At 67.6% G+C, this 22,483-nt stretch carries 26 protein-coding genes; 10 read left to right on the forward strand and 16 right to left on the reverse strand.

Going from position 1 to position 22,483, the window contains the following annotated elements:
- Positions 1-52: 52 nt before the first annotated feature.
- The 5 genes from cysD (at position 53) to TSH58p_RS18050 (ending at position 6,052) form a co-directional block, all read left to right on the forward strand.
- On the forward strand, positions 53-958 hold the full coding sequence (cysD, locus tag TSH58p_RS18030; RefSeq protein ID WP_109067614.1) for a sulfate adenylyltransferase subunit CysD: 906 nt from the start codon (positions 53-55) through the stop codon (positions 956-958).
- A complete protein-coding gene (cysC, locus tag TSH58p_RS18035; protein ID WP_109067615.1) occupies positions 958-2,832 on the forward strand; it encodes an adenylyl-sulfate kinase in 1,875 nt (624 codons plus the stop codon). The genes cysD and cysC overlap by 1 nt, the downstream gene beginning before the upstream one ends.
- Positions 2,833-2,981: 149 nt before the next feature.
- Complete coding sequence (locus tag TSH58p_RS18040; protein WP_109067616.1) at positions 2,982-3,941, forward strand: UDP-glucuronic acid decarboxylase family protein; 960 nt, start codon at positions 2,982-2,984, stop codon at positions 3,939-3,941.
- A 527-nt stretch (positions 3,942-4,468) separates the two neighbouring features.
- A complete protein-coding gene (locus TSH58p_RS18045; protein WP_109067617.1) occupies positions 4,469-5,407 on the forward strand; it encodes a replication protein RepA in 939 nt (312 codons plus the stop codon).
- A gap of 105 nt (positions 5,408-5,512) precedes the next feature.
- Complete coding sequence (locus tag TSH58p_RS18050) at positions 5,513-6,052, forward strand: HAD family hydrolase (RefSeq protein WP_109067618.1); 540 nt, start codon at positions 5,513-5,515, stop codon at positions 6,050-6,052.
- A 333-nt stretch (positions 6,053-6,385) separates the two neighbouring features.
- Here TSH58p_RS18050 and TSH58p_RS18055 read toward each other — a convergent pair whose 3' ends face one another.
- The 4 genes from TSH58p_RS18055 to TSH58p_RS18070 all read right to left on the reverse strand — a co-directional run bounded on the left by TSH58p_RS18055 (position 6,386) and on the right by TSH58p_RS18070 (position 8,853).
- Positions 6,386-7,609 (reverse strand): histidine kinase dimerization/phosphoacceptor domain -containing protein, encoded by a 1,224-nt coding sequence (locus TSH58p_RS18055; protein WP_199229994.1) that lies wholly within the window; start codon positions 7,607-7,609, stop codon positions 6,386-6,388.
- Between the two features lie 121 nt (positions 7,610-7,730).
- Entirely contained in the window at positions 7,731-7,928 is a 198-nt protein-coding gene (locus TSH58p_RS18060; RefSeq protein ID WP_109067619.1) for a hypothetical protein, read from the reverse strand.
- A complete protein-coding gene (locus tag TSH58p_RS18065; protein ID WP_109067620.1) occupies positions 7,925-8,257 on the reverse strand; it encodes a hypothetical protein in 333 nt (110 codons plus the stop codon). Before TSH58p_RS18065 ends, TSH58p_RS18060 begins: the two co-directional genes overlap by 4 nt.
- A gap of 176 nt (positions 8,258-8,433) precedes the next feature.
- A complete protein-coding gene (locus tag TSH58p_RS18070; protein ID WP_109067621.1) occupies positions 8,434-8,853 on the reverse strand; it encodes a cyclic nucleotide-binding/CBS domain-containing protein in 420 nt (139 codons plus the stop codon).
- Positions 8,854-9,168: 315 nt separating this feature from the next.
- Here TSH58p_RS18070 and TSH58p_RS33205 point away from each other — a divergent pair, with 315 nt between their 5' ends.
- Both TSH58p_RS33205 and TSH58p_RS18075 read left to right on the forward strand, forming a co-directional pair.
- Positions 9,169-9,318: a hypothetical protein gene (locus tag TSH58p_RS33205; protein ID WP_158282532.1), complete on the forward strand. Its 150-nt coding sequence runs from the start codon at positions 9,169-9,171 to the stop codon at positions 9,316-9,318.
- Positions 9,319-9,349: 31 nt separating this feature from the next.
- Positions 9,350-9,592, forward strand: a complete 243-nt coding sequence (locus tag TSH58p_RS18075; protein ID WP_109067622.1) for a hypothetical protein — start codon at positions 9,350-9,352, stop codon at positions 9,590-9,592.
- A gap of 39 nt (positions 9,593-9,631) precedes the next feature.
- Here the strand turns inward: TSH58p_RS18075 and TSH58p_RS18080 are convergent, their stop codons facing one another.
- On the reverse strand, positions 9,632-9,934 hold the full coding sequence (locus TSH58p_RS18080; protein WP_109067623.1) for a hypothetical protein: 303 nt from the start codon (positions 9,932-9,934) through the stop codon (positions 9,632-9,634).
- 114 nt (positions 9,935-10,048) lie between these two features.
- Complete coding sequence (locus TSH58p_RS18085) at positions 10,049-10,279, reverse strand: hypothetical protein (protein WP_109067624.1); 231 nt, start codon at positions 10,277-10,279, stop codon at positions 10,049-10,051.
- Positions 10,280-10,416: 137 nt separating this feature from the next.
- Here TSH58p_RS18085 and ybaL point away from each other — a divergent pair, with 137 nt between their 5' ends.
- A complete protein-coding gene (ybaL, locus tag TSH58p_RS18090) occupies positions 10,417-12,252 on the forward strand; it encodes a YbaL family putative K(+) efflux transporter (protein WP_109067625.1) in 1,836 nt (611 codons plus the stop codon).
- A gap of 207 nt (positions 12,253-12,459) precedes the next feature.
- The gene (locus tag TSH58p_RS18095; RefSeq protein WP_109067626.1) at positions 12,460-12,870 is read left to right on the forward strand and encodes a hypothetical protein; all 411 of its coding nucleotides are present in this window, start codon (positions 12,460-12,462) and stop codon (positions 12,868-12,870) included.
- A 43-nt stretch (positions 12,871-12,913) separates the two neighbouring features.
- Here the strand turns inward: TSH58p_RS18095 and TSH58p_RS18100 are convergent, their stop codons facing one another.
- A complete protein-coding gene (locus TSH58p_RS18100) occupies positions 12,914-14,845 on the reverse strand; it encodes an alpha/beta hydrolase (RefSeq protein ID WP_199229995.1) in 1,932 nt (643 codons plus the stop codon).
- A 179-nt stretch (positions 14,846-15,024) separates the two neighbouring features.
- Positions 15,025-15,180, reverse strand: a complete 156-nt coding sequence (locus TSH58p_RS33210) for a hypothetical protein (protein ID WP_158282533.1) — start codon at positions 15,178-15,180, stop codon at positions 15,025-15,027.
- A gap of 86 nt (positions 15,181-15,266) precedes the next feature.
- Between TSH58p_RS33210 and TSH58p_RS18105 the strand changes: the two genes are divergently transcribed.
- Complete coding sequence (locus TSH58p_RS18105; RefSeq protein WP_109067628.1) at positions 15,267-15,860, forward strand: exopolysaccharide biosynthesis protein; 594 nt, start codon at positions 15,267-15,269, stop codon at positions 15,858-15,860.
- Positions 15,861-15,892: 32 nt separating this feature from the next.
- Here TSH58p_RS18105 and TSH58p_RS18110 read toward each other — a convergent pair whose 3' ends face one another.
- The 8 genes from TSH58p_RS18110 to TSH58p_RS18145 all read right to left on the reverse strand — a co-directional run bounded on the left by TSH58p_RS18110 (position 15,893) and on the right by TSH58p_RS18145 (position 22,434).
- Complete coding sequence (locus TSH58p_RS18110; protein WP_109067629.1) at positions 15,893-16,168, reverse strand: hypothetical protein; 276 nt, start codon at positions 16,166-16,168, stop codon at positions 15,893-15,895.
- Between the two features lie 497 nt (positions 16,169-16,665).
- Positions 16,666-17,424, reverse strand: coding sequence for a YsnF/AvaK domain-containing protein (locus tag TSH58p_RS18115; RefSeq protein ID WP_109067630.1), 759 nt, complete (start codon positions 17,422-17,424; stop codon positions 16,666-16,668).
- Between the two features lie 37 nt (positions 17,425-17,461).
- Positions 17,462-17,860: a DUF2382 domain-containing protein gene (locus TSH58p_RS18120; protein WP_247873785.1), complete on the reverse strand. Its 399-nt coding sequence runs from the start codon at positions 17,858-17,860 to the stop codon at positions 17,462-17,464.
- An 81-nt stretch (positions 17,861-17,941) separates the two neighbouring features.
- A complete protein-coding gene (locus TSH58p_RS18125; RefSeq protein ID WP_158282534.1) occupies positions 17,942-18,571 on the reverse strand; it encodes a phasin family protein in 630 nt (209 codons plus the stop codon).
- 397 nt (positions 18,572-18,968) lie between these two features.
- Positions 18,969-19,895 (reverse strand): hypothetical protein, encoded by a 927-nt coding sequence (locus tag TSH58p_RS18130; protein ID WP_109067633.1) that lies wholly within the window; start codon positions 19,893-19,895, stop codon positions 18,969-18,971.
- A 79-nt stretch (positions 19,896-19,974) separates the two neighbouring features.
- The gene (locus TSH58p_RS18135; protein WP_109067634.1) at positions 19,975-20,802 is read right to left on the reverse strand and encodes a YsnF/AvaK domain-containing protein; all 828 of its coding nucleotides are present in this window, start codon (positions 20,800-20,802) and stop codon (positions 19,975-19,977) included.
- Positions 20,803-20,856: 54 nt separating this feature from the next.
- The gene (locus TSH58p_RS18140; protein ID WP_109067635.1) at positions 20,857-21,270 is read right to left on the reverse strand and encodes a DUF2382 domain-containing protein; all 414 of its coding nucleotides are present in this window, start codon (positions 21,268-21,270) and stop codon (positions 20,857-20,859) included.
- A gap of 234 nt (positions 21,271-21,504) precedes the next feature.
- On the reverse strand, positions 21,505-22,434 hold the full coding sequence (locus TSH58p_RS18145) for a LysR family transcriptional regulator (protein WP_109067636.1): 930 nt from the start codon (positions 22,432-22,434) through the stop codon (positions 21,505-21,507).
- Positions 22,435-22,483 lie beyond the last annotated feature (49 nt).

Below are 22,483 nucleotides of genomic sequence, written 5' to 3' on the forward strand. Positions count from 1 at the left end.
CCTTTGGAAAATGCGTACACTCCGGAAGGCGACGCACCTGACCGGAGAACCGATGCCGACCCTGCCCGACGACCTCAGGCTCCTCGAAGCGGAATCCATCGCCATCCTGCGCGAGACCGCCGCCAGCTTCGGCAATCCGGTGCTGCTCTATTCCATCGGCAAGGACAGCGGCGTGCTGTTGCATCTGGCGCGCAAGGCGTTCCATCCCTCGCCGGTTCCCTTCCCGCTGCTGCATGTGGACACCGGCTGGAAGTTCCGGGAGATGATCGCCTTCCGGGACGAGACGGCGCAGCGGCTGGGGCTGAACCTGCTCGTTCACACGAACCAGGAGGGGGTGGCCCGGGGCATCGACCCGATCCGGTCCGGTTCCACCGTCCACACCCGCGTCATGAAAACCGAGGCGCTGCGCCAGGCGCTCGACCGGCACGGTTTCGACGCGGCCATCGGCGGCGCGCGGCGCGACGAGGAGAAAAGCCGCGCCAAGGAGCGCGTCTTCTCCATCCGCAACGCCGCCCACGCCTGGGACCCGCGGCACCAGCGGCCCGAGCTGTGGCGCCTGTGGAACACCCGCATCCGGCCGGGGGAGACGGTCCGCGTCTTCCCGCTGTCGAACTGGACCGAAATGGACGTCTGGCGCTACGTGGCCGCGGAGACCATCCCCGTGGTGCCGCTCTATTTCGCGGCGAAGCGCCCGGTGGTCCGCCGCTCGGGCGCGCTCATCATGGTGGACGACGGGCGCCTGCCGCTGAACCCCGGCGAGGTCCCGGACATGCGCCGGGTGCGCTTCCGGACGCTGGGCTGCTACCCGCTGAGCGGGGCCATCGACTCGGATGCCGCGACCGTGGAGGACATCATCGCGGAGATGCGGGCCTCACGGATCTCCGAACGGCAGGGCCGCCTGATCGACGGCGACGAGCCGGCCTCGATGGAGCGCAAGAAGCGGGAGGGATATTTCTGATGACGGACTCTCCGACAGCCGGCACCGGGCAGAGCCTGCTGCGCTTCCTGACCTGCGGGTCGGTGGATGACGGCAAGTCCACGCTGATCGGGCGGCTCCTGCACGATGCCGGACTGGTCCCCGACGACCAGATGGAGCAGGTCCGGCGCGACAGCCGCGGCCGGACGGACCGGGAGGGGGAGATCGACTTCTCCCTGCTGGTGGACGGGCTGGAAGCCGAGCGCGAGCAGGGCATCACCATCGACGTGGCTCACCGCTACTTCGCCACTCCGCGCCGCAGCTTCATCGTCGCCGACGCGCCGGGGCACGAGCAGTACACGCGCAACATGGCGACCGCCGCGTCGGGCGCGTCGCTCGCCGTGCTGCTGGTGGACGCGCGCAAGGGGCTGCTGACCCAGACGCGGCGGCACGCCATCGTCGCCTCCCTGATGGGCATCCGCCAAGTCGTCCTGGCCATCAACAAGATGGATCTGGTGGAGGACGGCGAAGCCGTGTTCGCCGCTGCCCTGGAGGAGTTCACAACCTTCGCCGGTCCCCTGAAATTCCTGTCGGCGACGGCGATCCCGCTGTCGGCACGGCGCGGCGACAACGTCGTCCACCGCTCCGCGGCCATGCCCTGGTACCGGGGCCCCACCCTGCTGGAGCATCTGGAGAGCGCCGCGGTGGAGGATGGAGCGGCGGCGGAAGGTCCGCTGCGCTTTCTGGTGGAGTGGGTGAACCGTCCCGACCCTGATTTCCGCGGCCTGTCCGGAACGGTCCTGTCGGGACGGCTGGAGACGGGTGGCGCGGTGACGGTGTGGCCGTCGGGCCGGTCCGCCCGGATCGCCCGGATCGTGACCTTCGACGGCGACGTGGCACGGGCCTGGGCCGGCGATGCGGTGACCGTGACCCTGGAAGAGGCGGTGGACGCCGGGCGCGGCGACCTGCTGAGCGGGCCGGACGGCGCGCCGGAGGTGGCCGACCAGTTCGCCGCGCATCTTCTGTGGATGGCGGAGGAGCCGCTGATCCCCGGCCGCTCCTATCTGCTGCGCGCGGGCGCGCGGTGGATCCCGGCGACCGTCACCGCGCTGCGCCACACGCTCAACGTGGAAACGCTGGAGCATGGGGCGGCCACGGTGCTGGGGCTGAACGCCGTCGGGCTGTGCAACCTGTCCACGGCGGCGCCGTTCGCCTTCGATGCCTACGAGGCCAACCGGCACACCGGCTCCTTCATCCTGGTGGACCGCTTCTCCAACCGGACCGTGGGCGCCGGGATGATCCGGCACCCGCTGCGGCGCGCCGCCAACCTGCACCGGCAGGAACTGGCGGTGTCCACCGGGGAACGCGCGGCGCTCAAGCGGCAGCGCCCGGCGGTCCTGTGGTTCACCGGCCTGTCGGGGTCCGGCAAGTCCACCATCGCCAACCGGGTGGAGCGGCGCCTGCACGCGCTCGGCCACCACACGATGATGCTGGACGGCGACAACGTCCGGCTGGGGTTGAACCGCGACCTGGGCTTCACCGACGCCGACCGGGTGGAGAACATCCGGCGCGTCGGCGAGGTGGCGAAGCTGATGACGGAGGCCGGGCTGATCGTGCTCTGCGCCTTCATCGCCCCCTTCCGGGCGGAGCGGGAGGCGATGCGCACCCTTCTGCCGGACGGCGCCTTCCTGGAGGTCTTCGTGGACACCCCGCTGGAGGAATGCATGCGGCGCGATCCCAAGGGGCTGTACGCCAAGGCACGGGCCGGAACCCTGCGCAACTTCACCGGGGTGGATTCGCCCTACGAGGCGCCGGATGCGCCCGAACTGCGGCTGGACACGGTGGCGGAGGACGCGGACGCGCTTGCCGAACGCGTGGTGGAGCTTCTGCGCCGGCAAGGCATCGCCGGCGTCTGAACGGCCTCCGCCTTCGGAACGGCGGTCGCGGCATAATCGCTTGCCAAAGCTGCGGACTTGCGGCCATGTGCAAGCGTGTTTTCCATCCGGGCGCCGGCGGTGACGTCCGGTGAACCGAACCGCCCAGAGAAACTCTCCAGAGACACTCCATGACCGGAATTCGTAGCTTCAATCGACGCGTCCTGGTGACCGGCGGCGCCGGCTTCCTCGGTTCCCACCTCTGCGAGCGGCTGCTCGCCCGCGGCGACGAGGTGGTGTGCGTCGACAACTACTTCACCGGATCACGGCGGAACATCGCCCATCTGATGGGCAACCCGAACTTCGAGACGATCCGCCACGACGTCACCTTCCCGCTGTACGTCGAGGTGGACCAGATCTTCAACCTCGCCTGCCCGGCGTCCCCGGTCCATTACCAGCACGATCCCGTGCAGACGACCAAGACCAGCGTGCATGGCGCCATCAATATGCTGGGGCTGGCGAAGCGGCTGAACGCCCGCATCCTCCAGGCCTCGACCAGCGAGGTCTACGGCGATCCCGCCGTCCATCCGCAGCCCGAGGAGTATTGGGGCAACGTCAACCCGATCGGGCCACGCTCCTGCTACGACGAGGGCAAGCGCTGCGCGGAGACGCTGTTCTTCGACTATCACCGCCAGCACAAGCTGCCGATCAAGGTGATGCGCATCTTCAACACCTACGGGCCGCGCATGCATCCCAACGACGGCCGCGTGGTGTCGAACTTCATCATGCAGGCGCTGAAGGGCGAGCCGATCACCGTCTACGGCGACGGGTCCCAGACCCGCTCCTTCTGCTACGTCGACGACCTGATCGAAGGCATGATCCGGCTGATGGACTCGCCCGCCGAGGTCACCGGGCCGATCAACATCGGGAACCCCGGTGAGTTCACCATGCTGGAACTGGCCGAGCATGTGGTCGCGCTGACCGGGTCGCGCTCCGTCATCGAGCACCGCCCGCTGCCCCAGGACGACCCCAGGCAGCGCCGCCCCGACATCACCAAGGCCAAGAGCCTTCTGGAGTGGGAGCCCACCATTCCCCTGCGCGACGGGCTGGAACGGACCATCCACTATTTCCGCAGCCATTTCTTCGGCTGACGCAGACAATGACGCGGACGACGGCCCCCGCGAAGGGGGCCGGAAAAGGGGCCGGAAAAGGGGAGGATGCCATCGGGCATCCTCCCCTTTTTCTTGCCGCGGCCCCCATCACGCCGCCCCCCGCGGACCGTTCCAGGTTTGGAGTCTTGTCGCGCCCCCTCTCCCGACTCACTCCGGTCCACCCACCCCTGCGGAGCATGAACGGCACTCCCGGGGCAAAAATCGCCGAGTCGCCGACCGAATCGTTTCCGAAAGCGATTCGGAAACGTAGAACTGGAGTTTTGTCGCGTCGACCCAAGCTTCCACAGGACGAATGAGTTATCCCCTGGAATGTTGTCGCGGAATTCCTGGACTCTTGTCGCGCGAATCGCGATTCTCTACTGGAGTCTTGTCGCTCAAACTAATAGGTGAATCTAGTAACCTTACTAATAGTCTGCGCGACAAGATTCCAAATTGCGGGTGTCAACCTGCCGTGTTATGGATCGGACCATAAGTGGACCCGGAACAAACGGCGAGAACAGCGCGCTATGGGCCAGTTGCATCGCCTGATCAGCCAAGTGGGCCGAGAGCAGGCCAAAGCACTCCAGACCGACCCTGATCAGCGGTCGCTGGTCGACATCGCGGCTGCGGTACTGGAAGAGGAACGCCAAGACCTTGGCATTACCTATTCAGGCTTTGCCTTGACCGCGCTTCCGCATCGTCGCCTTCCCGACGACCAGCCCTGGGAACGGCGCGGGCATCGGATTCGTTTGCTGATCGAGCCGGGCCGACTGCCTGTTCGTGGCGGCGGCTTCAAACTCTATGGCGTTCCCTATGGCAGCCGGGCGCGCATGATCCTGCTTTATCTGCAGACCCGCGCCCTTCAGACGGACAGCCGGGAGGTCGAGCTGGGCCGCAGCATGCACGACTGGCTCGACCGCATGGGCCTGTCGGTCGGTGGCCAGACCTACCGCGACATCCGGGAACAGGCGTCACGGATCGCCGCCTGCAACCTGACCTTTGCCTGGGAAGACGCCAACAGCCTGGGCTTCGAGAAGGACTCGATCGTCAAGGGCGGCATCCACTTCTCGTCGGAGCACAATTCCCCGCAAGGCACTCTGTGGGAAGACCGTGTCCTGCTTTCAGAAGCGTTCTTCCGCGAACTGAAAGCCCACCCGGTTCCAATCTGGGAACCGGCGCTGCGCCACATCCAGAACAACAGCACCAGCATCGATATCTACATCTGGCTGGCTTACCGGCTGCACAGCCTGAGCAAGTCCACGACCATCACTTGGCCCGCGGTGTTCGAACAGTTCGGCGCCGGCTATTCCCGTCTGCGTGATTTCCGGAAACGCTTCATCGAAGCGCTTCAGCTCGCGCTTGCCGTCTATCCGGAAGCGCGGGTCGATGTGGAGGATCACGGGCTGCTCCTGCATCCCTCCCCTCCCCCGATTCCGGAACGGAAAATGACCCAGTTCATGCGCTGAACCGGGCTTGCGCGCGCGCTTAGGGACACGCGACAAGACTCCAAACGCCACGGCGCAACGCCTCGCGACAACACTCCAAACCACCCCATCCGATCAGGGGACTTCATGCCTTGCAAGGCCCTGCTGCTGGACCGTGATGGGATCGTGAACGTCGACCACGGCTATGTCGGTGATATCGGCCGCTTCACCTTCATGGACGGCATCTTCCCCCTGGCACGGCACGCGGTGGACCGCGGGTTCCGGGTCGCCCTGATCACCAACCAATCCGGCATCGCGCGCGGCTACTTCACCGAAGCCGAGTTCCTGGATCTGAGCGATTGGATGCGGGGAATGTTCCTGGCCCAGGGCGTGGAACTCGCCGGGGTTTTCCACTGCCCCTATCATCGCAGCGGCAAGGTCGAGCGTTACGCCCGCGACAGCTTCTGGCGCAAACCCAACCCCGGCATGATCCTGGAAGCAGCCAGGAGGCTGAACCTCGACCTGTCCCGGTCGGTGTTTCTGGGCGACCAGCCGACCGACATGGCCGCAGCGCAAGCCGCAGGCATCCCGCGGCGGATCATGCTGACGAAAACCGGCGCGGCCCCGGAAAACATGGCGACACTGACCATCCGGCACCTTTCGGACCTGATTCCCCATCTCGTCTGAGGGGGATGCCGCAAAGCCGGCACGCCGCCTGCCCAGGCGAAATGGATCGGGCGTGTTCAAGCGCCCGGAAAATCGCCGTTTCATGGTTTTGCGGCGATCATCCGCTCCTTTCGCGAATGAACCGACGGCTCGTGGAGGCCGGTTGCGGCTTGATCCTGCCGCAGGGCGGAACAGCCGACGAAGGGATGCCGGACCTTGAACGCGCGCTCGACGCTGCCATGGATCTCGGTCTCCGGCGCTGCCCGTGACCCGCGGCGGAGCAAGGCTTGGGCCGGGGCGGGCCGGCGGTTTTGTGGTCCGGGACGCCTCAGGACGCTTCACTGACCGGGCTGTTCAGCCCGGAAAGGTGACCGTCACGGCGACACCGGCATCGTGGCTGATGTCCAGTTCGCCGTCGAGCTGTTGCACGAGGGAGCGGACGATCCCATAGCCAAGAGCACCTGCGCGGTCGCCGGACATGCCCACTCCGTTGTCTTGCACACGCAGGACCACGTGGCCGGCGTCCGACCGCAGGGCCGTGACCGCAATGCGTCCCGTTCGAAACGACGGAAACGCGTGCTTCACGGCGTTGGTGACCAGTTCGTTCACCACCAGCCCCAGCGCGATGGCGTGGTCGGCCGGCACGTGAATGTCCTCGTCCGCCTGCGCCTCGATCCGGATGCCGGCGTTCGTGCCGGCCGCCGTCATCAGGGATGCGCAGAGATCCCGCAGGTAGGGAGCGAGCCCGATCCGGCTGGGGTCCCACGATTTGCTGAGCAGATCGTGCGCCTGCGCCATCGCCGCCAGCCGCTCCTGCGTTTCCAGGAAGAGCGCCCGGACCCGCGGGTCGGCTTGCTGGTAGGCCTGGGTGATCAGCAGCGACGACGCGATGGCCAAGCTGTTCTTGGCCCGGTGGTCCACCTCGCGCAGAAGCACCCCGTTCTCCGCCAGAAGGCGGGACAGATGCGCGTTGGCCGCCGTCAACTCATGCGTCCGCTCGGCCACGCGCCGCTCCAGATCCCGGGTGAGGCGCCACAGGTCGTCCTCGGCGGCGCGGCGGCGCGTGATGTCCAGGAAGGACCGGAAATGATGGACGACCCGGCCGCTGGCGTCAGCCCAACTGCCGACGAACAGCGCTGCCCACAAGGTGCCGCCGTCCTTGCGGTACTGCAGGATTTCCTGCGTTTCGTCGCGCTGCTCGGCAAGGGCCGCCTTGAACCGCTGGATCGTCGCGGGATCGGTGTCCGGCCCGTCCAGGAAATGCGGCTCCTGCCCCAGCACTTCGTCCATGGTGTAGCCGGACATGGCCAGAAAGGCGCCGTTGGCGAAGATCACCGGATTGCCCGGCAGCGTTGCGTCGGCGACGATCATCGGCACACGGGTGACCGCAACCGCCTTGACGAAAACCCCTCCCTGCTGCTGCACCGCTCCCACCGTCCGTTCCGCATCGGAACGCTCCGGTGTGCCCGGGAGGTTTGAACGGAAGCCGTTCATGGTCGGCGGCATCGCACGGACGGCATCGGACGGCGAAATCCGGGCGCCGTCCGTCGCGCGGGTCTCCGAGACGCGCCCGTCCACCGTCCGTCCGCCCGGAGGCCCCCCGTCCGGAGGCCCCCCGTGGCGCGCCCAACGCCTTGACCACCGCGCCAGTGGTGAGCCGACGCCGGGCCGAAGGAAACGGACATGGGTTCGCTCCGCTCTAAGGGACGTCCGGGAATACAAACCGCTCACGCAGGCGGGACGCGATGCGCTCGTCGGTCACCGGCGGTCCATACCCGGCAAGCGCGGCGCGCATCATGTCGTTCACGCCGTCGCCGGGCCGTTGCGTCCAGAGCGCCACGTTGAAGGTGCAGCCGAACACCGTCTGGTAACGCCCCAGAAGTTCGTGGTCGATCACGGAACTCCTCCTGGTTCGGGGGGCCTCGACGCGAGCGCCGCCGGGCGCGGCCGCTTGGGACGCGGTTCCGGCGCCACGATCCGCAACGGCTCCACCCAGCATGGGGGATAGACGTCAACCCCGAAGGCCCAGACGGTCCGCGCGATGCCGTCCACGGCGCGCAACCACACGCGGGCGTCGTGGCCGTCCTTGCCGGCTTGATGCGCGGCCTGCACGGCGGCGGTCAGAGCGCCGTTCCGCCCGCTCAGGAAGGGGCCGTACCGGTTCTTCTCCAGAAGAATGAACCAGCCGGTTCCGCGTTGCGCGACGAGATAGTGCGCGTGTCCCATGCTTCAGCCCTCCCGCTTCGCCGGTGTGGCCGCGCGTCCGTCCGGACCGTGGATCCGCGTCGGCATGGTGCTGCCTTTTCCGGTGTGTGTCTCGGGAAGCCCGCCCGGCCGGTCTTGCCGTGCTCCTGCCGTGCCGGGGCCGTTGGGAGCCGTGTGCAAGGTGGGCCGGTTGGGGATCACCGGAGCTGTTCCCAGCACTGGCGCTCGGTTTCCAGTTCGCTCTTCTCCGACCCTACGAAATCGACGCGCGAAATCAGCCCGACGACACGCCCGTCATGGATGACCGGCAGGTGCCGGTACCCGCCGTCCTCCATCATCTGCAGCCCTGTGAGCGCGAGGTCCGTGGCGGGGATCGTGTCCGGATGCCGGGTCATGACGTCGGCCACGGTGACGCGGTCCGGATCCCGCCGCTCGGCGACGACGCGGCGAACCACGTCCTGTTCCGTGAGGATGCCGTCCAACCGGCCGGCGGTCATGGCGAGCACCACGCACTGCCGCCGCTCCTTCATCGCCACCGCCGCAGCGTGGACCGTGGCCGAGGGGGGCAGGACCACCGCATCCGCGGCGGGCATCGCTTCGAAGATTCGGCGCGGCATGGCGGGACTTCTCCACGGCGTTTGATCGGCGGGTTCGGCGCCTTTCTAAAAGAATTCAAAATAACATGGGGCGCTTCATCCAAGTTTCCAGGAAAAATATGGCGGCTTTCTCCAAAATATAGTGGAAAAGACTTTATTGCATTGGGATGCGACCTCATGGGTTCATATGCCGGAATTGCCGCGGCGCGAAACTGATTTCAGCACCACTTCTTCCATAGAGCCGATCGCAATCCCTTGATCGGCCCCGGTGGAGGCGCAACGGCGATGAGGACGTCGCCGAAGCATTCCCAATGCGGTCCGCCGAACATACGGAACATGACCATGATCCCTCAAACGCCCACATCCCCCGGCTCCACGACCCTTTGGAGCGCTGCAACGGAGTATTTTGTGCCGCCGCTGGTGATCCCGGTCGCCGTCGTGCTGGCGGTCGTGCTCTTCGTCTTGATTCATGGGCCCGTGGCCTGAACCGCCCGTGGCCTGAACCGGAGGAATCGCCATGCTCAGGAATGTCGAGAGGGAAGCCTTCGAACGGTGCGTTGCCCACGTCACGCTCCGCCCGGACGATTTCAGGATGAAGGACCGCGTCGAGGCCCAGGTCGTCAGGGGCGGCACGGTCCAGTTCCACACCATCACGGTGACCTATGCGCCGACCCGAACCTGCCGGGTCTACCATTCGTCGCTCCCTTCCGCCTGGTGCGGACCGTTCAGAAAGGATCTGGACGACGGGGTGTTCTACTGATCCGGCAAGCCGCGGGTGCAGGCCGTGAGGGGGCCCGTGTCACCGCCGGCGTTCGAGCGTGCCCTGGCGGCGTCCCTCGCCGTCTCGGATGACCAGCTCACCGTCGGAGAAGCCGCGCTCGACGCTGCCGATGTGGCGTCCGGCGTTGTCGCGCAGCACATGGCTTCCATCGATGTCCGCCTCGATACGCCCGATGGGCCGGTTTCCCCGGTCTCGGACGACGCCGGCGGCATCGACGTGATCGCCGGGGGCGAAGAGGTGCGTGGGGGTGCGCTCACCGGCCGCCGCGGCGGCGGTTCCAATGGCGAAGGAAAGAAAAAGGGCAATGACGGCGGGCTTCATGGTGTCCTCAAGGGCAACGTTTGAGCCGCGGCCTTCCCTTATGTGGCGTTCCACCCTCCATCTTGCGAGGGTGCACAGGCGGATCCCGCGCATTTTACCAGCCGCCCGGCGCCTTCAGTTCCGGGCGGCGTGAAGATCGGTCACGTACCGCATCAGACACTCCGCCAGATACTCCGCCTCGGCGAAGGACAAACCACGCTGAACCGCCTCACAGGCCAGTTCGCCGTTCACCACCGTGGTGTCGATGACCATCCAGCCGTCGAAATCAAAGCGAAGCCCATATTCTATCATCATCCAATGGACATGGAGGCGGGCGGGCGCGGACGCGACGGCGCAGACGAACACCCGCCGTCCGTACGGCCATGCACCGCACCGACCGCTCGCCGAGCAACCACCTATCCGACGGAGCCGGGCGCCATCGCGGGATTCGTCCGCCCGGGGCCGGACCGGGGGCTGGACCCAGGACCGGACAAAGGATCGTCATGCCGCACGAGACGACGTTCATCGCCACCATCGTCGTTGGCCTGGGGCTCGCCTTCCTGGGAGGCCTTCTCGCCAGCAAGCTCCGGCTGCCTCCCCTCGTCGGCTATCTGCTGGCCGGCGTCGCGGCCGGTCCCTTCACGCCCGGCTTCGTTGCCGACGAGGGGCTGGCGTCCCAACTCGCCGAGATCGGCGTCGTCCTCCTGATGTTCGGCGTCGGGCTCCATTTCTCGATCAAGGATCTGCTCGCCGTCCGCGCCATCGCGATTCCCGGCGCCCTCGGCCAGATCGTGATGGCGACGGCGCTCGGCATCGGCGTCGCGCACATCTGGGGCCGGCCGTTCGGCGCGGGGCTGGTGTTCGGGTTGGCGCTCTCGGTCGCCAGCACCGTGGTGCTGCTGCGCGCCCTTGAGGAGCGCAACATCCTCGATTCGGCGAACGGACGGATCGCCGTCGGCTGGCTCATCGTCGAGGATCTCGCCATGGTTCTGGCGCTGGTGCTGCTGCCGGCCCTGGCGGGCGTGCTCGGCGGCACGCCGCGCGGCGCGGCGGGCGAAGCCGGCGGCGGCGCCCTGGCCGTGACCCTGGCGCTGACGCTGGGCAAGGTCGCGCTGTTCCTGGCCCTGGTGCTGGTGGTCGGCACGCGGGCGATCCCGTGGCTTCTGATGCAGGTCGCCCGGACCGGCTCGCGCGAGCTGTTCACGCTCTCGGTTCTGGCCACCGCGCTCGGCATCGCCTTCGGCTCGTCCGAGCTGTTCGGCGTCTCCTTCGCCCTCGGAGCCTTCTTCGCCGGCGTCGTCCTGAGCGAAAGCGATTTCAGCCATCAGGCCGCGGCCGACGCGTTGCCGCTTCAGGACGCCTTCGCGGTGCTGTTCTTCGTCTCGGTCGGCATGCTGTTCGACCCGATGATCCTGGTCCATGAGCCGTTGGCCGTGCTCGCCGTCGTTCTGGTCATCGTCCTCGGCAAAACGCTGGCGGCCTTCGGCATCGTGCTGGCGTTCGGCTATCCGGCCTCGACCGCGCTCACCGTGTCGGCCAGTCTGGCTCAGGTCGGCGAGTTCTCCTTCATCCTGGCCGGCCTCGGGGTGACGCTCGGGCTGCTGCCGCCGGAGGGGCGCGACCTGATCCTTGCGGGCGCGCTGCTCTCGATCACGCTCAATCCGCTGGTGTTCGTCGGACTCGACCGGCTCTCCGGCTGGCTGCGCCGGCGGCCGGGCATGCTGGGCCGCCTCGAACGCCAGAGAAACGACAGCCTGTCGGTTCTGCCTCCGGCCCATGAGGGTCCGCAGGACCATGTGGTCATCGTCGGTTACGGCCGGGTCGGCAGCATCGTCGGCAAGGGCCTGAAAAGCCAGGACCTGCCGATCGTGGTCATCGACCAGAACCGCCGGCGGGTCGAGGCGTTGCGCAAACGCGGCGTGCCGGCGGTCTATGGGGACGCGACGACGCCGGGCGTTCTGGAGGCCGCCGGCACCCGGCGGGCGCGGCTGATCGTCGTCGCCACGCCCCAGGGCTATCAGACACGGCGCGTCCTCGATCTCGCGCGCCAGATCAACCCTTCCATCGACACGGCGGTGCGGACCCACAGCGAGGCGGAGGTCGCCCACCTGGAACGGCAAGGCGTGGGTCTGGCGATCATGGGGGAGCGCGAACTCGCCTTCGGGCTGATGGACTACGCCCTGCGCAGTTTCGGCTCATCGGACGACAAGGTGCGGGCCGTGGTCCAGGGGGTTCGGGTCGCGGGCGAGGGCGGCGTCTACGAGCGGCGGCACGGCGAGCCCTGGCGCGGGGCGCCGGAGCTGCGCCAGCACCGGGACGAGTTCCCGCCATCCGATTGACGGGCATCGGGGCGGAGGAGAATGCAGGACCTTGAACATCCAGCCGCCAAAAAAACGAACGCTGGGTAAAAAATCCCGATAAAAAATCCCGCCTGCAAGACTTTCACAAAAATCCATCATTCAATGGACCCCATCGGCACACCGCTGATTTTTTCCAATGTGTCGCCATATACAGGAGCAGAACATAAAATAGCGCGGGAGGTTGATATGCCGTTGCGTCCTGAATACACCCTGCACCAGTCCGATTTGAACGATTTCCTGTGCGCCCCGCTGTGGGACGAGGAGAACGGAAGCCGCCTCAGCGTTCTCTCCGCGCTCGCGCGGCTCGGCATCGACCCCTGGGCCGAGGCGGCCCGCCTGGCGGCGCTGCCGAGGGACGCCGCGGCATCGGCGCTTGCCGTCATCCTCCGCCGTCTTCCGGCGCAACAGCCCGAAGCCCCGGACGCCGTCGCGACGGCGGATCGCCTGGTGAAGCTCCTGCCGGAAGGGGGCTCCGCCACGGCCCCGAACGGCGAGGTCGTCGAGCGGAGCCGCCGCCCGGTCGGCATCAACCCCCTGTATTTGCTTCTGCTCACGGCGGCGCTCGTCGCCTGGGGGATGATGAGCCTCTGGTCCTGACCACCCGTCCGCGCCCGCGGGGAAGCGATGCGGCGGGGCGGGCTTACCGTTCCAGGACATAGGTTCCGGGCGCGTCGGCGAGCGCCGGGTGCGTCGCGCTGCCCAGCGTCGGCGGCTTTCCCTTTCGGCCCGACCGTTCGGCCAGCCACGCCGTCCAGTCCGTCCACCAGCTGCCGCTGTGCGCGGTGGCCTTCCCGCGCCACGCCTGTGCGGTCGCGCCGGGCTCTCCGCCGGACTCTCTGGTGTCGTTGGTCCAATAGGTGCCCTTGCCGCCGGGCGGGTTGATGATCCCGGCGATGTGCCCGCTGGACGCCAGCACGTAGCGCACCTTGCTTCCCTTGAGCAGTTGGGTGACGCGCCACGCGGCGTCCCAGGGCACGATGTGGTCCTTCTCCGCGCCGACCGCGTAGACGTCCTGCGGTATGCGCCCGAGGTCGATGGCCTCGCCCTTGAGCCTGACCTTGCCCGGAGCGATCAGGTTGTTCTCGACATAGGTGTTGCGCAGGTACCAGCTGTGCGCCGTCCGCGCCATGCGGGTGCCGTCGCTGTTCCAGTACAGAAGGTCGAAGGCCGGGGGCTTGTCGCCCATCAGGTAGTTGTTGACGACGTTCGACCAGATCAGGTCGTTGGACCGCAGGAGGTTGAACATGTTGCTCATCTCCCGGCTGTCGAGGTAGCCGCGCTCCATCATCTGCTGTTCGATGAAGTCCACCGTCGGTTCGCCCAGGAACACCGCGGTGTCGCCGACATGGGAGAAATCCTGGAGCGACACCATGAAGGTGGCGGCGTTGAACCGGGTGTCGCGCTTCGCCGCCAGCCAGGCCAGCGTGATGGCGAGCAGCGTGCCGCCGATGCAATAGCCCATCACGTTGATGGAGGCGGCGCCGGTGATCTCGCGCACCACGTCGGCGGCCTCCAGCGGGCCGAGGTCCATGTAGTCCTCGAACCCCACGCCGTCCATCGAGGCGTCCGGGTTCTTCCACGAGACCACGAACACCGTGAAGCCCTGCTCGACCAGATGGCGCACCATCGAGTTTTTCGGCTGGAGGTCGAGGATGTAGTACTTGTTGATCCACGGCGGCAGGATGAGCAGCGGCACCGCGTGCACCGCCTCCCCTGCCGGCCCCCCTGCCGGCCCCCCTGCCGGCTGGTACTGGATCAGCTCGATCAGCCGGTTGCGGTGGACCACCTTGCCGGGGGTCGTGGCGAGATTGCGGCCCGGCTCGAAGGCGGTGGCGTCCACCATGCTGAGGCGGCCCTCCCGCAGGTCCGAGAGCAGGTTGCGCGCGCCGTCGGCCAGGCTGACGCCACCGGTTTCCAGCACCCGGCGCAAGGCGGCCGGGTTGGAGAACAGCAGCAGCGTCGGGCTCATGGCGTCGACGAACTGGCGGAGGTGGAAGGTCAGCCGCCGCCGTTCGGCGTCGTCGAGGCCGTCGGCCTGCTCGCCCTGCTCCAGCAGCCAGTCGGAGGCCAGCAGGTACATCTCCTTGAGCGTCCGGTAGGCCGGGTTGGTGTGCCATTCCGGTGCGGCGAAGCGCTTGTCGCCGTGGGGCGCCGAACCCGATCCGGCGGTGTCCGCCCCTTTGCCGTCGGCCAGCCCCCACCAGCGGCGGCCCGCGTCGTTCCAGGCCTCCATCGCCGATGTCCAGACGCCCGCCTGGACGTCGGCGGCCTTGCGAAGGGTCCTGTCCGGATGGCGGAGCGACAGCATCCACACGGTTCGGAGCGCGCGGGCGATTTCCGCCCAGTCGACCGGCACGATGCTGCGGAAGGGGTTGGCGTTCCACAGGCCATCGATGGACCGAAGCACCGGGTCCCCGGCCAATGCATCGCTGAAGCGCCGGGTTCCGGCGTCCAGCCGTGCGCCGGTGAGATCGTCGGGCGAAACCTGCCACCAGGGCCTGACGGCTCCGCTCCAATCGCGGACGGCGCCGACGTTGGCCTCCAGCCAGGATGTCCAGAGTCCCAGCGCCATGTCGGGTCTCAAGGGGAGCCGGTCGGGATCATGATCCGTACCGGATGCCCGCTTCGCGGCTTCGCCGTCTCCACGGGGTTGCTGTCGGCGGCGGCGATGTTCCGTTCCTCTGTCAGTGCCCATGGGAAAAGCCTTTCATTCGTTTGGCCCAACGCCCGGTCCAACGCCCGGTGAACCCGTCATGGACTGGCGAGCATCCACGCCACCACGGCGGCGATGCCGATCAGCACGCCGCCCAACCCGGCCTCGCTGAGGCGGCCGCGCCGGTACAGGGCGACGGAAACCGCGATGACCGAGGCGGCGGCGATGAACAGGCCCACCTGTGATTGGTTCATGGCCTCTCCCCCACCCCGCACGTTTCACCCTTCCCAACCGCCTGCCCCCACTTTCCCGGTGGGGCGACCGTCCAAGAGGCATTCCCATGATCACGCGTGCGCCCACATCGGTGGTGCTGAACGGGATTCTCGGCGAAGCGCCCGCGGACCATGTGACGCTGGACTGGCTCGCCGGCAGGCTCGGTCATCGTTCCTTCGGCGTCATCCTGCTCCTCCTGGCGCTCCTCGGCGTGCTTCCGGGCGTATCGGCCATGGCCGGCGTGCTGCTCACCATCGTCGCGTTCCAGATGATCCTGGATCGCCCCGGCCCCGCCTTCCCCCGCCGCATCGCCACCCGTCACGTCGAGACCCGCCGGCTGGCCGCGATCATCCGCCGGGCCGTTCCGGTGCTGCGCTATCTGGAGCGGTTCATCCGCCCGCGCTGGGCCACCCCGTTCACGGCAACCAAGCGGGCGGTCGGCGGTGTCGTCCTGCTGCTTGGCGCGAGCCTCCTCATCCCCGTCCCCTTGAGCAACCTTCCCCCGGCGCTGCTCATCGTCCTGATCGCCTTCGCCTATCTGGAGGAGGACGGCGCGCTGCTCTGCGTCGCGCTGGTCGGCGCCCTCCTTTTCTCCGTGATCGTCGTGGGAGCGGTCTGGCAGGCGATGAGCGCCGCCGGTTGGCTGCCGAGCGCGCTGTGACCGGGCCGAAGGATCATGCCCGCGGCACCAGTCTATGGGGTGGTCTGTGGGATGGCCGCGTCGGCCTGCTCGGCCCGCTCCAGGTCCAGGGGATCGATCGTGGCGGCCTGGGCGAGGGTCGTGCCGCCGGCGAGCGCCGGCAGCAGGATCACCGTCGCGACACGCCGATAAACCGGAAAGGACAGGCCATCGACCAGTTCCTCATCGGTTTCGACCGTGTAGCTTCCCGCCGGCTGCACGCCGTCGATCCCCGACAACACGAAGGGGTGCGAGAACGTCACCGTTCTGCGGCTGGTGCGTGCGAGCATTGGACGTCTCCTGGAACTTGATCGACATGGTGCGAAGGGGAAGGCGATGCGGGCGGGGCCCACCCTTCCGACATGGCCGCGTTCCATGATCCGCCCCCTGCCCCGTCCCATACCCCATCATCGCCCGGAATCGCGGCCGATTTCCGGTCATCACGCGTAATGTCATTAACCAGATCGTCAATCATCATGGCCTCCGATCCGCGGCTATGAAATTCAAGTCAAGTCACCGCATCCGTGTTTCTTATATAAGCACCGCCGCGGAGCTTCGGCAGAATGGCGCAAGGATATTCGGAACATTCCGCTTTGTTTCTGAAAACAGCCCCGGAAACGCGTCAAATTTATCGCAATCCGGTGAAGGGAACGGCGTCCGCAGCCGGGACCAACCGGCTTCCCCTCATTGGATCGAGCCGTCCCGAGGCGCCTGCCCCGTCGGGGAGCAGGCGTTCGCCGGCAACGGTGCGCGGCTTGGGGGACGGCTTGGGGTGGACGGCTTCAGGTCAGCGCTTGGTGGCGGGGCGGTCGCCGGTGGGCTTGACCTTCACATCGGTGCGCCGCGCCGAAGCTTCCACGGTCTTGTCGTGCTCGGTCGCCTTCTTGGACAGCACGACCTCCTCGACCACGCGCGCCTCCTTGGTCACCTCCGGCGTCTCGGAGGTGGCCGTCATCTTGACGGTCTTCTCCTCGAAGGCGGCGTCCGCCTCACGGGCCCCGAGAGCCCGGTCGGCCTTGTGGCGCTCGACATCCACCTTTTCCTCGCGCAGCCGGACGGTCTCCCGAACCGGCGTCTCGGTCACCTCCGTCGTGACCTGCACCCCGCCCTTGCTGACGCGGCGCTTGCCGATCTCCACCTGCTCCTCGACCACGGGAACGGTCTCCTCCTCGTCCGTGCCGCTGTCCGCCGTCTCCTTGTCCGCCTTTCCACTGTCCGCCTTCGCCGGCTTCTTCGGCTGATGCGAGGAGGCGTCGGGCAGGTCGATGGCGCCGTTCTCGTCAAGAATGGCTTCCGCGGCATCCGCGTCCTGATCGGCGATGTCGGCCGCCACCAGGGTGTGGCCCTGCTTGATCGCGGCGGCGTACCGCTGGGCGATGTCCTTGGTGAAGCCGTGGCCCAGCAACTCCTGCGTCGCCTTGTCGGCGTTGCCGGCTCCGTCGAAGGTGTCGATGTCCTTCTCCCGGCAACCGGCGGCGACGAGGGCCTGGAAGGCCTTCTTGGCGGCTTGCGGCTCCTTGTACAGTCCTACGACGATGGTGCTCATGATGGTCTCCGTTGAAGTCAGATGATGGCGAGGCCGGTCAGACCTCGGTGTCGGGCGGGGGTTGCACCCGTTCGATGATGATGTCCTGGCGGCGGACCGTGACCGTGTCGTCGAACCGGCGGGTGGCGGTGTCGCGGGTGATGCGCACCTCCTCCACCAGCTTCAGCCGCAAGGTCACGGTCGCGACCTCCTCGACGACCGAGATGATGGTCGTGTCGCCCTCCTGGCGGTCGGCGATCGGGTGATCGACGAACCGGTCGCACGGCACCCGCTCGATCCGGATCGTCTGCACCGACAGGTCGGCTTCGACCGGCTGCTCATGCTCGTGGGTGACGGTGTGGGCCTGGAGCGTTTCCGTGACCCGCTCGCGCTTGCGGATGGTCACCTGCTCCTCGACCACCGGAAGCGTGTGCTGTTCGTTGATGGGCGCCTTCACGGGGGGTCCTCCTGCCGCTGCATGGGGTGGCATCGCCGTCCCCCGAACGATCGGCGGATGGTTGGACGGCTGCCGGGCGGGTCAGGCCGGGCGCCGGTCCCGCTTGCGATCCGCCTCATCCAGCGTATGGGGCGCCATCTGGGTCGCCATCTGGGTCGAGGACCGGGCAATGCGGCCGTTGGCGTCGAGGAAGGCCTGCAGCCCGCCAAGCAGGTAGCGGTTCCCGGCGAGCAGGACGTCGCTCGGGCTGCGCGCCCGGAGCATGTCGTTCATCATCTCGCTCTGGCGCTGGGCCGCTTGCTGCATGTACCGGACGATCTCGGAACACGCCGCCTCATAGCGCGAGGTCATGGTGTTGCCGAACTCCATGGCGGCCGTGAGGTTCTGTTCGGCGGGGCGGGCGATGTTCTGGACCGCGCGACCGGCCAGTTCGCCACCGGCGGCGAATTGCTGGGCCGCCCGCTCGGTCAGCCGTTCGGCGGAGCCGCCGGTTTGTGCCTTCCTTCCTTCGAAAGAGCGGCCTTCGAAAGACCGGCCTTCGAGAGAGCGGGCCGACTGGTCGTGGGGCTGCTTGGTCTCGGGCTTGCCGGACTTCGTCATCCCCTCGTCGCTGGCGCTGCGGATGCTGTGGGTTTTGGGGTTTTCCGTCTTCGCGGCTGCCTCGTCGCTGGCGCTGCGGATCGTGTGAACCGGGGACGTGCCGTCGGCCATGTTGAACTCCAATGACTGATCGATAATTGATTGAGGGCCAGGGAGCGGGTGGGCTCGACCTGTTGTGTCATGCATCTATATTATGACGCACTGCACAATAACAAGTGTCATCAAATGAAATAATCAGATAACAGTCAAAGAAAATTGATATTGATAAAATATCTGTCAATGAAACTTCTAATAAATTCGGGGGCACTCGACGCCTTTGATTTTTCTTTTTTCCACAAAAGTCCCGGATATAGCGAGAAGTCCCGGATACAGCGAGAATAACTGAGGAACTTTTTGCTGCATCGAGCAGGAATGGGCCGGTCAAGAAAGGAGGGAGCCCGCCGCACGCCGCGATTTCGGGCTCCACGCCGTCGTCGACGGCGGTGGCCGGTCATCCTTGCCGGTCGGTTTATCGAACGACGCGCTGGGTCACCCGCAGCCGGCGCTGCACGGCCAGGGAACCGCCGACCGCCGCGGCGACGGCGCCGAGCAGCAGGACGGCGAAGCCGGCGAAGGAGGTCCGGGACGCCGCCGACGCGCTGGAGTCCGCCGTGTCCTTGGCGGTCTGCACGGCCTTGTCGCGGGTCTGCTGCAGCTTGGCCTGACCGTCCTCGAAACGCTGGGCGGCTTCGTCGTGGCTGATCTTCATCTGGACCGCCATGATGGTGATGATCCGCTCCTTGGCCGCCGCCTCGCCGCCGCCGCCCGCATAGGTCACCAGATCGGTCGCGATCGCCTTCTGGGCGTCCTGCGGGCTCATCGTGGCCGGATCGGGGTTCGCCGGCTGCAGATACGCTTCAGCCTGCTGCCGAACCATGTCGGGGGATACTCCCGCCGCCTGGGCAAGCGGCTTGGCCGCGTCGCCGAGCCCGCTGCCCGCCGCCGAGGTCACGCTGCCCAGGGCCGAGAAGCCGCCGCCGATGATCCCGCCGATGGCCGAGGTCAGCAGCCAGAACGTCACGAGGGTGGTGATCCCCCAGGTGACCAGGCCGTGCAGCATCCCGTCGAACCGGATCTCGACACCGGCCAGCCAGGCCGCGACATACCCGCCCGCGGCAATGGCCAGGCAACTGCTGACGACCCACCAGATGCCCGCTCCGATGCCCAGGCTGCTGGCGCTCGGGGTGCTTCCCGCGTTGGTCTCGACCGTGCCCAGGCCGATGCCGGCGCCCAGCAGGCTGAGCACGAGCTGGATGGCGAGGGCCAGGATCACGCCCCCGAAGATCGCCGCCCATGAGATGCGGCGGTGGATGTGCGAGTGCCCCTCCGTCGTGGTGGTGGTCTCGAGCACGCCCGATCCGCGGAGCGGCGGGGCGGCATAGGTGTCCGTTGACATTGCGGTCGCTCCGGAAAAGGGCGTTCGAGGTCCCTGACGGCGCCCCGAACGCAGGTTGGCAGGGTGAGCAGGATTCGGATCAGGTTTTGGCGACGGGCGGAGCGGTCGGAGTCGTCTCGATCTCGACATCCTCGCGGCGCACGGTGTCCCGCACCGTCTCGACGCGCTCCGTCGCGTCCTTGCGCAGCACCACCTCTTCGGTGACGCGGGCGGTCTTGCCGACGACGGCCTCCTCGTCCACCTCGGTCATCTCGACCGTCTTCTCGGTGAAGTCCACGTCTCCGACCGGATGGTCGCCGGTCACCGCGCGGCGCTCGACCGTCACCGTCTCGTCGCGCAGGCTGACCTGCTCCTCGACCGGCGTTTCGACCACGAAGCGGCGGACGCGGGTCGTGCCGCGGTTCACCGCGCGCTTGCCGACCTGCAGCTGCTCCTCGGACAGTTGGATGCTGCCGCTCTCGGTTGCGCCCTCATTGGCCGCGGCCATTCCGGCGGCGCCTTCCCGTGTGGGGGTCACCGGTGTGGCCGTGACCGGCGACGTTGCGGTGCTCGTCGTCGTTCCCGACAGCCCGTAGCCGGACGCCCGCTCGTCGATGTCGGCCGGGCCGTGCCTCTCCAGGATTTCGCTCACCATCGTGGCGTGCTGCGCCGGAGTCCGGACGGTCACGACGGTCGAACCGCTGTCCAGGCTGCGGTCATAGACGGCGTCGTCATGATCCGGGTCGCCGCCGAACAGGCTGGCCCAGAAGCCCGTCTCCTGGGCGGGGGCCGCCGCGGCGGTTCCCGGTGCCTTGCGGGCGTGCCGGCTGATCGCCTCCGCCGGAACGTTGGCCGCCGTGAGGTCACGCACGGCGGCATCGGCCTGGGCGTCCGTGTCGAAGATGGCGACGATGGTTTCGTCCGTCATGTCTGTCTCTCCTGGAGGGGGTTTGATCGGGCTTGCTCTCTGAGCCGGCGCCCATCAGCCGGTGTCGTCGCGCCGGTCCGGCGGAGTGCGGCTGATGTCGGCGTCCTGGCGGCGCAGCGTCACCGTTTCCCGGTGACGCTCGGTGACGCGGACCCGCCGCATGTGGATTTCCTCGCGGAGGACGAGCCGGCGTTCGATGACGACGACGGCCTCCTCCTCCACGACCGGAATGATCGTGAGGTCACCGTCCTTGCGGATGGGCGGCACGCGATCGACCACCCGGCCGACGGCCACGCGCTCGATGGCGACCCGCTCATGGGTCAGCTCCTCGTCCACCAGCCGCTCGTTTTCGTGGGTGGTGACGGAGACCCGGACCGTATCGCCGGCGGTGTCGCGGCGTGTGACCACCGCGTCCTCGGCGTGCAGAGGCACCACCGGGTCGCGGGGCGGGGTTGGGGCGGACGACATGCAAAGGCCTTGTCAAACGATGATGAGGATGTCTCGCGGAGGCTGGCACCGCCCTGACGCCGGAGTCCGTTGACGCCGGGGTCCGTTCGCACCACGGCGAACCGGTCGACAGCCCCATGAGAAGGAACAGCCTCCGATCCGGGAAGTTGGCCGCTCCGGCGAATCCAATTCCGGTGAGCGGCTATGCACATCCGCACCGATGCCGACCGCGGTGAAAACAGGTTGTTTCCCGTACTACCGGTTCGCCTTCCCATTTGACGACCGATCCACCCCTTCGGGAGACAGTGCCTGGGCAAGATTTCGAACGTGGCCGCCGATGTGGGTCAGGACGGTTCTGATCCGGGGCGTATGGCGGTTGTCGCGGTGCACGACGAGCCAGATCGCGACGCCTGGAGGCGGCGATGGCGGCGTCAGGCGCCTCAGGCCGTTTTCCCGATCGGCGCGGAACCGCGCCAGACAGGCCAGCCCACCGCCCTGCGCGGCGGCCAGCACCGCGGCCTCGTGGCTGTTGGTCAACATCGCGACACGGGCGCGGGGGGCCAGATCGGCCAGCCAGTTGGTCTGCGCCGCCTCCTGGATGTCGTCGGTCTGGGTGATCAGGTGATGCCCCGGACAACCGGCCTGATAGTCCGGCTCACCCTGGCGATCCAGGTAGGCCGGCCCCGCGTAGAGGCCGAAGTCCAGGCTGCCGATCTTCCGGACGATCAGGTCGTGCAGTTCCGAGCGGGTCAGGCGGACGGAGATGTCCGCTTCGCGCATGGCGAGGCTGAGTTCGCGGGGGTTGGAGATCAGCTCGACCATCATCTCGGGATGGTCCGCGTGCAGCGCCGCGACGCAGGGCGCCAGGATCTGGCTGGCGACGGTTTCGGCGCAGGTGACGCGGACCAGACCGGCCAGACGGGTGTCGCGTCCCCCGACGTTGCGTTCCAGGGTGAGCGCCTCCGCTTCGAGCCGCTCCGCCTGGACACGGACCTCCTCGCCGGCCAGCGTCGGCAGATACCCGTCCGGCGTGCGGTTCAGCAGCCGGACGCCGAGGCTCGCCTCCAGCGAGGCCAGCCGGCGGCCGACCGTCGATTGGGCGACCCGCAGGTCCCGTGCCGCCGCCGAAAGGCTGCCGGTGCGCGCCAGGGCCAGAAAGAACCTCAGGTCGTCCCAATCGAGCATGGACCCACCGCCAGGCGTGTTCGCCGTCCCGTCCGCCGGTGCCGGACGC

Origin of the sequence: Azospirillum sp. TSH58 (assembly GCF_003119115.1) — a bacterium.
Classification (GTDB): domain Bacteria; phylum Pseudomonadota; class Alphaproteobacteria; order Azospirillales; family Azospirillaceae; genus Azospirillum.

What these genes read in the sequence shown, in the direction of transcription:
- cysD (WP_109067614.1), top strand. Translation starts at nt 53, where the DNA reads ATGCCGACCCTGCCCGACGACCTCAGGCTCCTCGAAGCGGAATCCATC.
- cysC (WP_109067615.1), top strand. Translation starts at nt 958, where the DNA reads ATGACGGACTCTCCGACAGCCGGCACCGGGCAGAGCCTGCTGCGCTTC.
- TSH58p_RS18040 (WP_109067616.1), top strand. Translation starts at nt 2,982, where the DNA reads ATGACCGGAATTCGTAGCTTCAATCGACGCGTCCTGGTGACCGGCGGC.
- TSH58p_RS18045 (WP_109067617.1), top strand. Translation starts at nt 4,469, where the DNA reads ATGGGCCAGTTGCATCGCCTGATCAGCCAAGTGGGCCGAGAGCAGGCC.
- TSH58p_RS18050 (WP_109067618.1), top strand. Translation starts at nt 5,513, where the DNA reads ATGCCTTGCAAGGCCCTGCTGCTGGACCGTGATGGGATCGTGAACGTC.
- TSH58p_RS18065 (WP_109067620.1), bottom strand. Translation starts at nt 8,257, where the DNA reads ATGGGACACGCGCACTATCTCGTCGCGCAACGCGGAACCGGCTGGTTC.
- TSH58p_RS18070 (WP_109067621.1), bottom strand. Translation starts at nt 8,853, where the DNA reads ATGCCGCGCCGAATCTTCGAAGCGATGCCCGCCGCGGATGCGGTGGTC.
- TSH58p_RS33205 (WP_158282532.1), top strand. Translation starts at nt 9,169, where the DNA reads ATGACCATGATCCCTCAAACGCCCACATCCCCCGGCTCCACGACCCTT.
- TSH58p_RS18075 (WP_109067622.1), top strand. Translation starts at nt 9,350, where the DNA reads ATGCTCAGGAATGTCGAGAGGGAAGCCTTCGAACGGTGCGTTGCCCAC.
- TSH58p_RS18080 (WP_109067623.1), bottom strand. Translation starts at nt 9,934, where the DNA reads ATGAAGCCCGCCGTCATTGCCCTTTTTCTTTCCTTCGCCATTGGAACC.
- ybaL (WP_109067625.1), top strand. Translation starts at nt 10,417, where the DNA reads ATGCCGCACGAGACGACGTTCATCGCCACCATCGTCGTTGGCCTGGGG.
- TSH58p_RS18095 (WP_109067626.1), top strand. Translation starts at nt 12,460, where the DNA reads ATGCCGTTGCGTCCTGAATACACCCTGCACCAGTCCGATTTGAACGAT.
- TSH58p_RS18100 (WP_199229995.1), bottom strand. Translation starts at nt 14,845, where the DNA reads ATGGCGCTGGGACTCTGGACATCCTGGCTGGAGGCCAACGTCGGCGCC.
- TSH58p_RS33210 (WP_158282533.1), bottom strand. Translation starts at nt 15,180, where the DNA reads ATGAACCAATCACAGGTGGGCCTGTTCATCGCCGCCGCCTCGGTCATC.
- TSH58p_RS18105 (WP_109067628.1), top strand. Translation starts at nt 15,267, where the DNA reads ATGATCACGCGTGCGCCCACATCGGTGGTGCTGAACGGGATTCTCGGC.
- TSH58p_RS18110 (WP_109067629.1), bottom strand. Translation starts at nt 16,168, where the DNA reads ATGCTCGCACGCACCAGCCGCAGAACGGTGACGTTCTCGCACCCCTTC.
- TSH58p_RS18115 (WP_109067630.1), bottom strand. Translation starts at nt 17,424, where the DNA reads ATGAGCACCATCGTCGTAGGACTGTACAAGGAGCCGCAAGCCGCCAAG.
- TSH58p_RS18125 (WP_158282534.1), bottom strand. Translation starts at nt 18,571, where the DNA reads ATGGCCGACGGCACGTCCCCGGTTCACACGATCCGCAGCGCCAGCGAC.
- TSH58p_RS18130 (WP_109067633.1), bottom strand. Translation starts at nt 19,895, where the DNA reads ATGTCAACGGACACCTATGCCGCCCCGCCGCTCCGCGGATCGGGCGTG.
- TSH58p_RS18135 (WP_109067634.1), bottom strand. Translation starts at nt 20,802, where the DNA reads ATGACGGACGAAACCATCGTCGCCATCTTCGACACGGACGCCCAGGCC.
- TSH58p_RS18140 (WP_109067635.1), bottom strand. Translation starts at nt 21,270, where the DNA reads ATGTCGTCCGCCCCAACCCCGCCCCGCGACCCGGTGGTGCCTCTGCAC.
- TSH58p_RS18145 (WP_109067636.1), bottom strand. Translation starts at nt 22,434, where the DNA reads ATGCTCGATTGGGACGACCTGAGGTTCTTTCTGGCCCTGGCGCGCACC.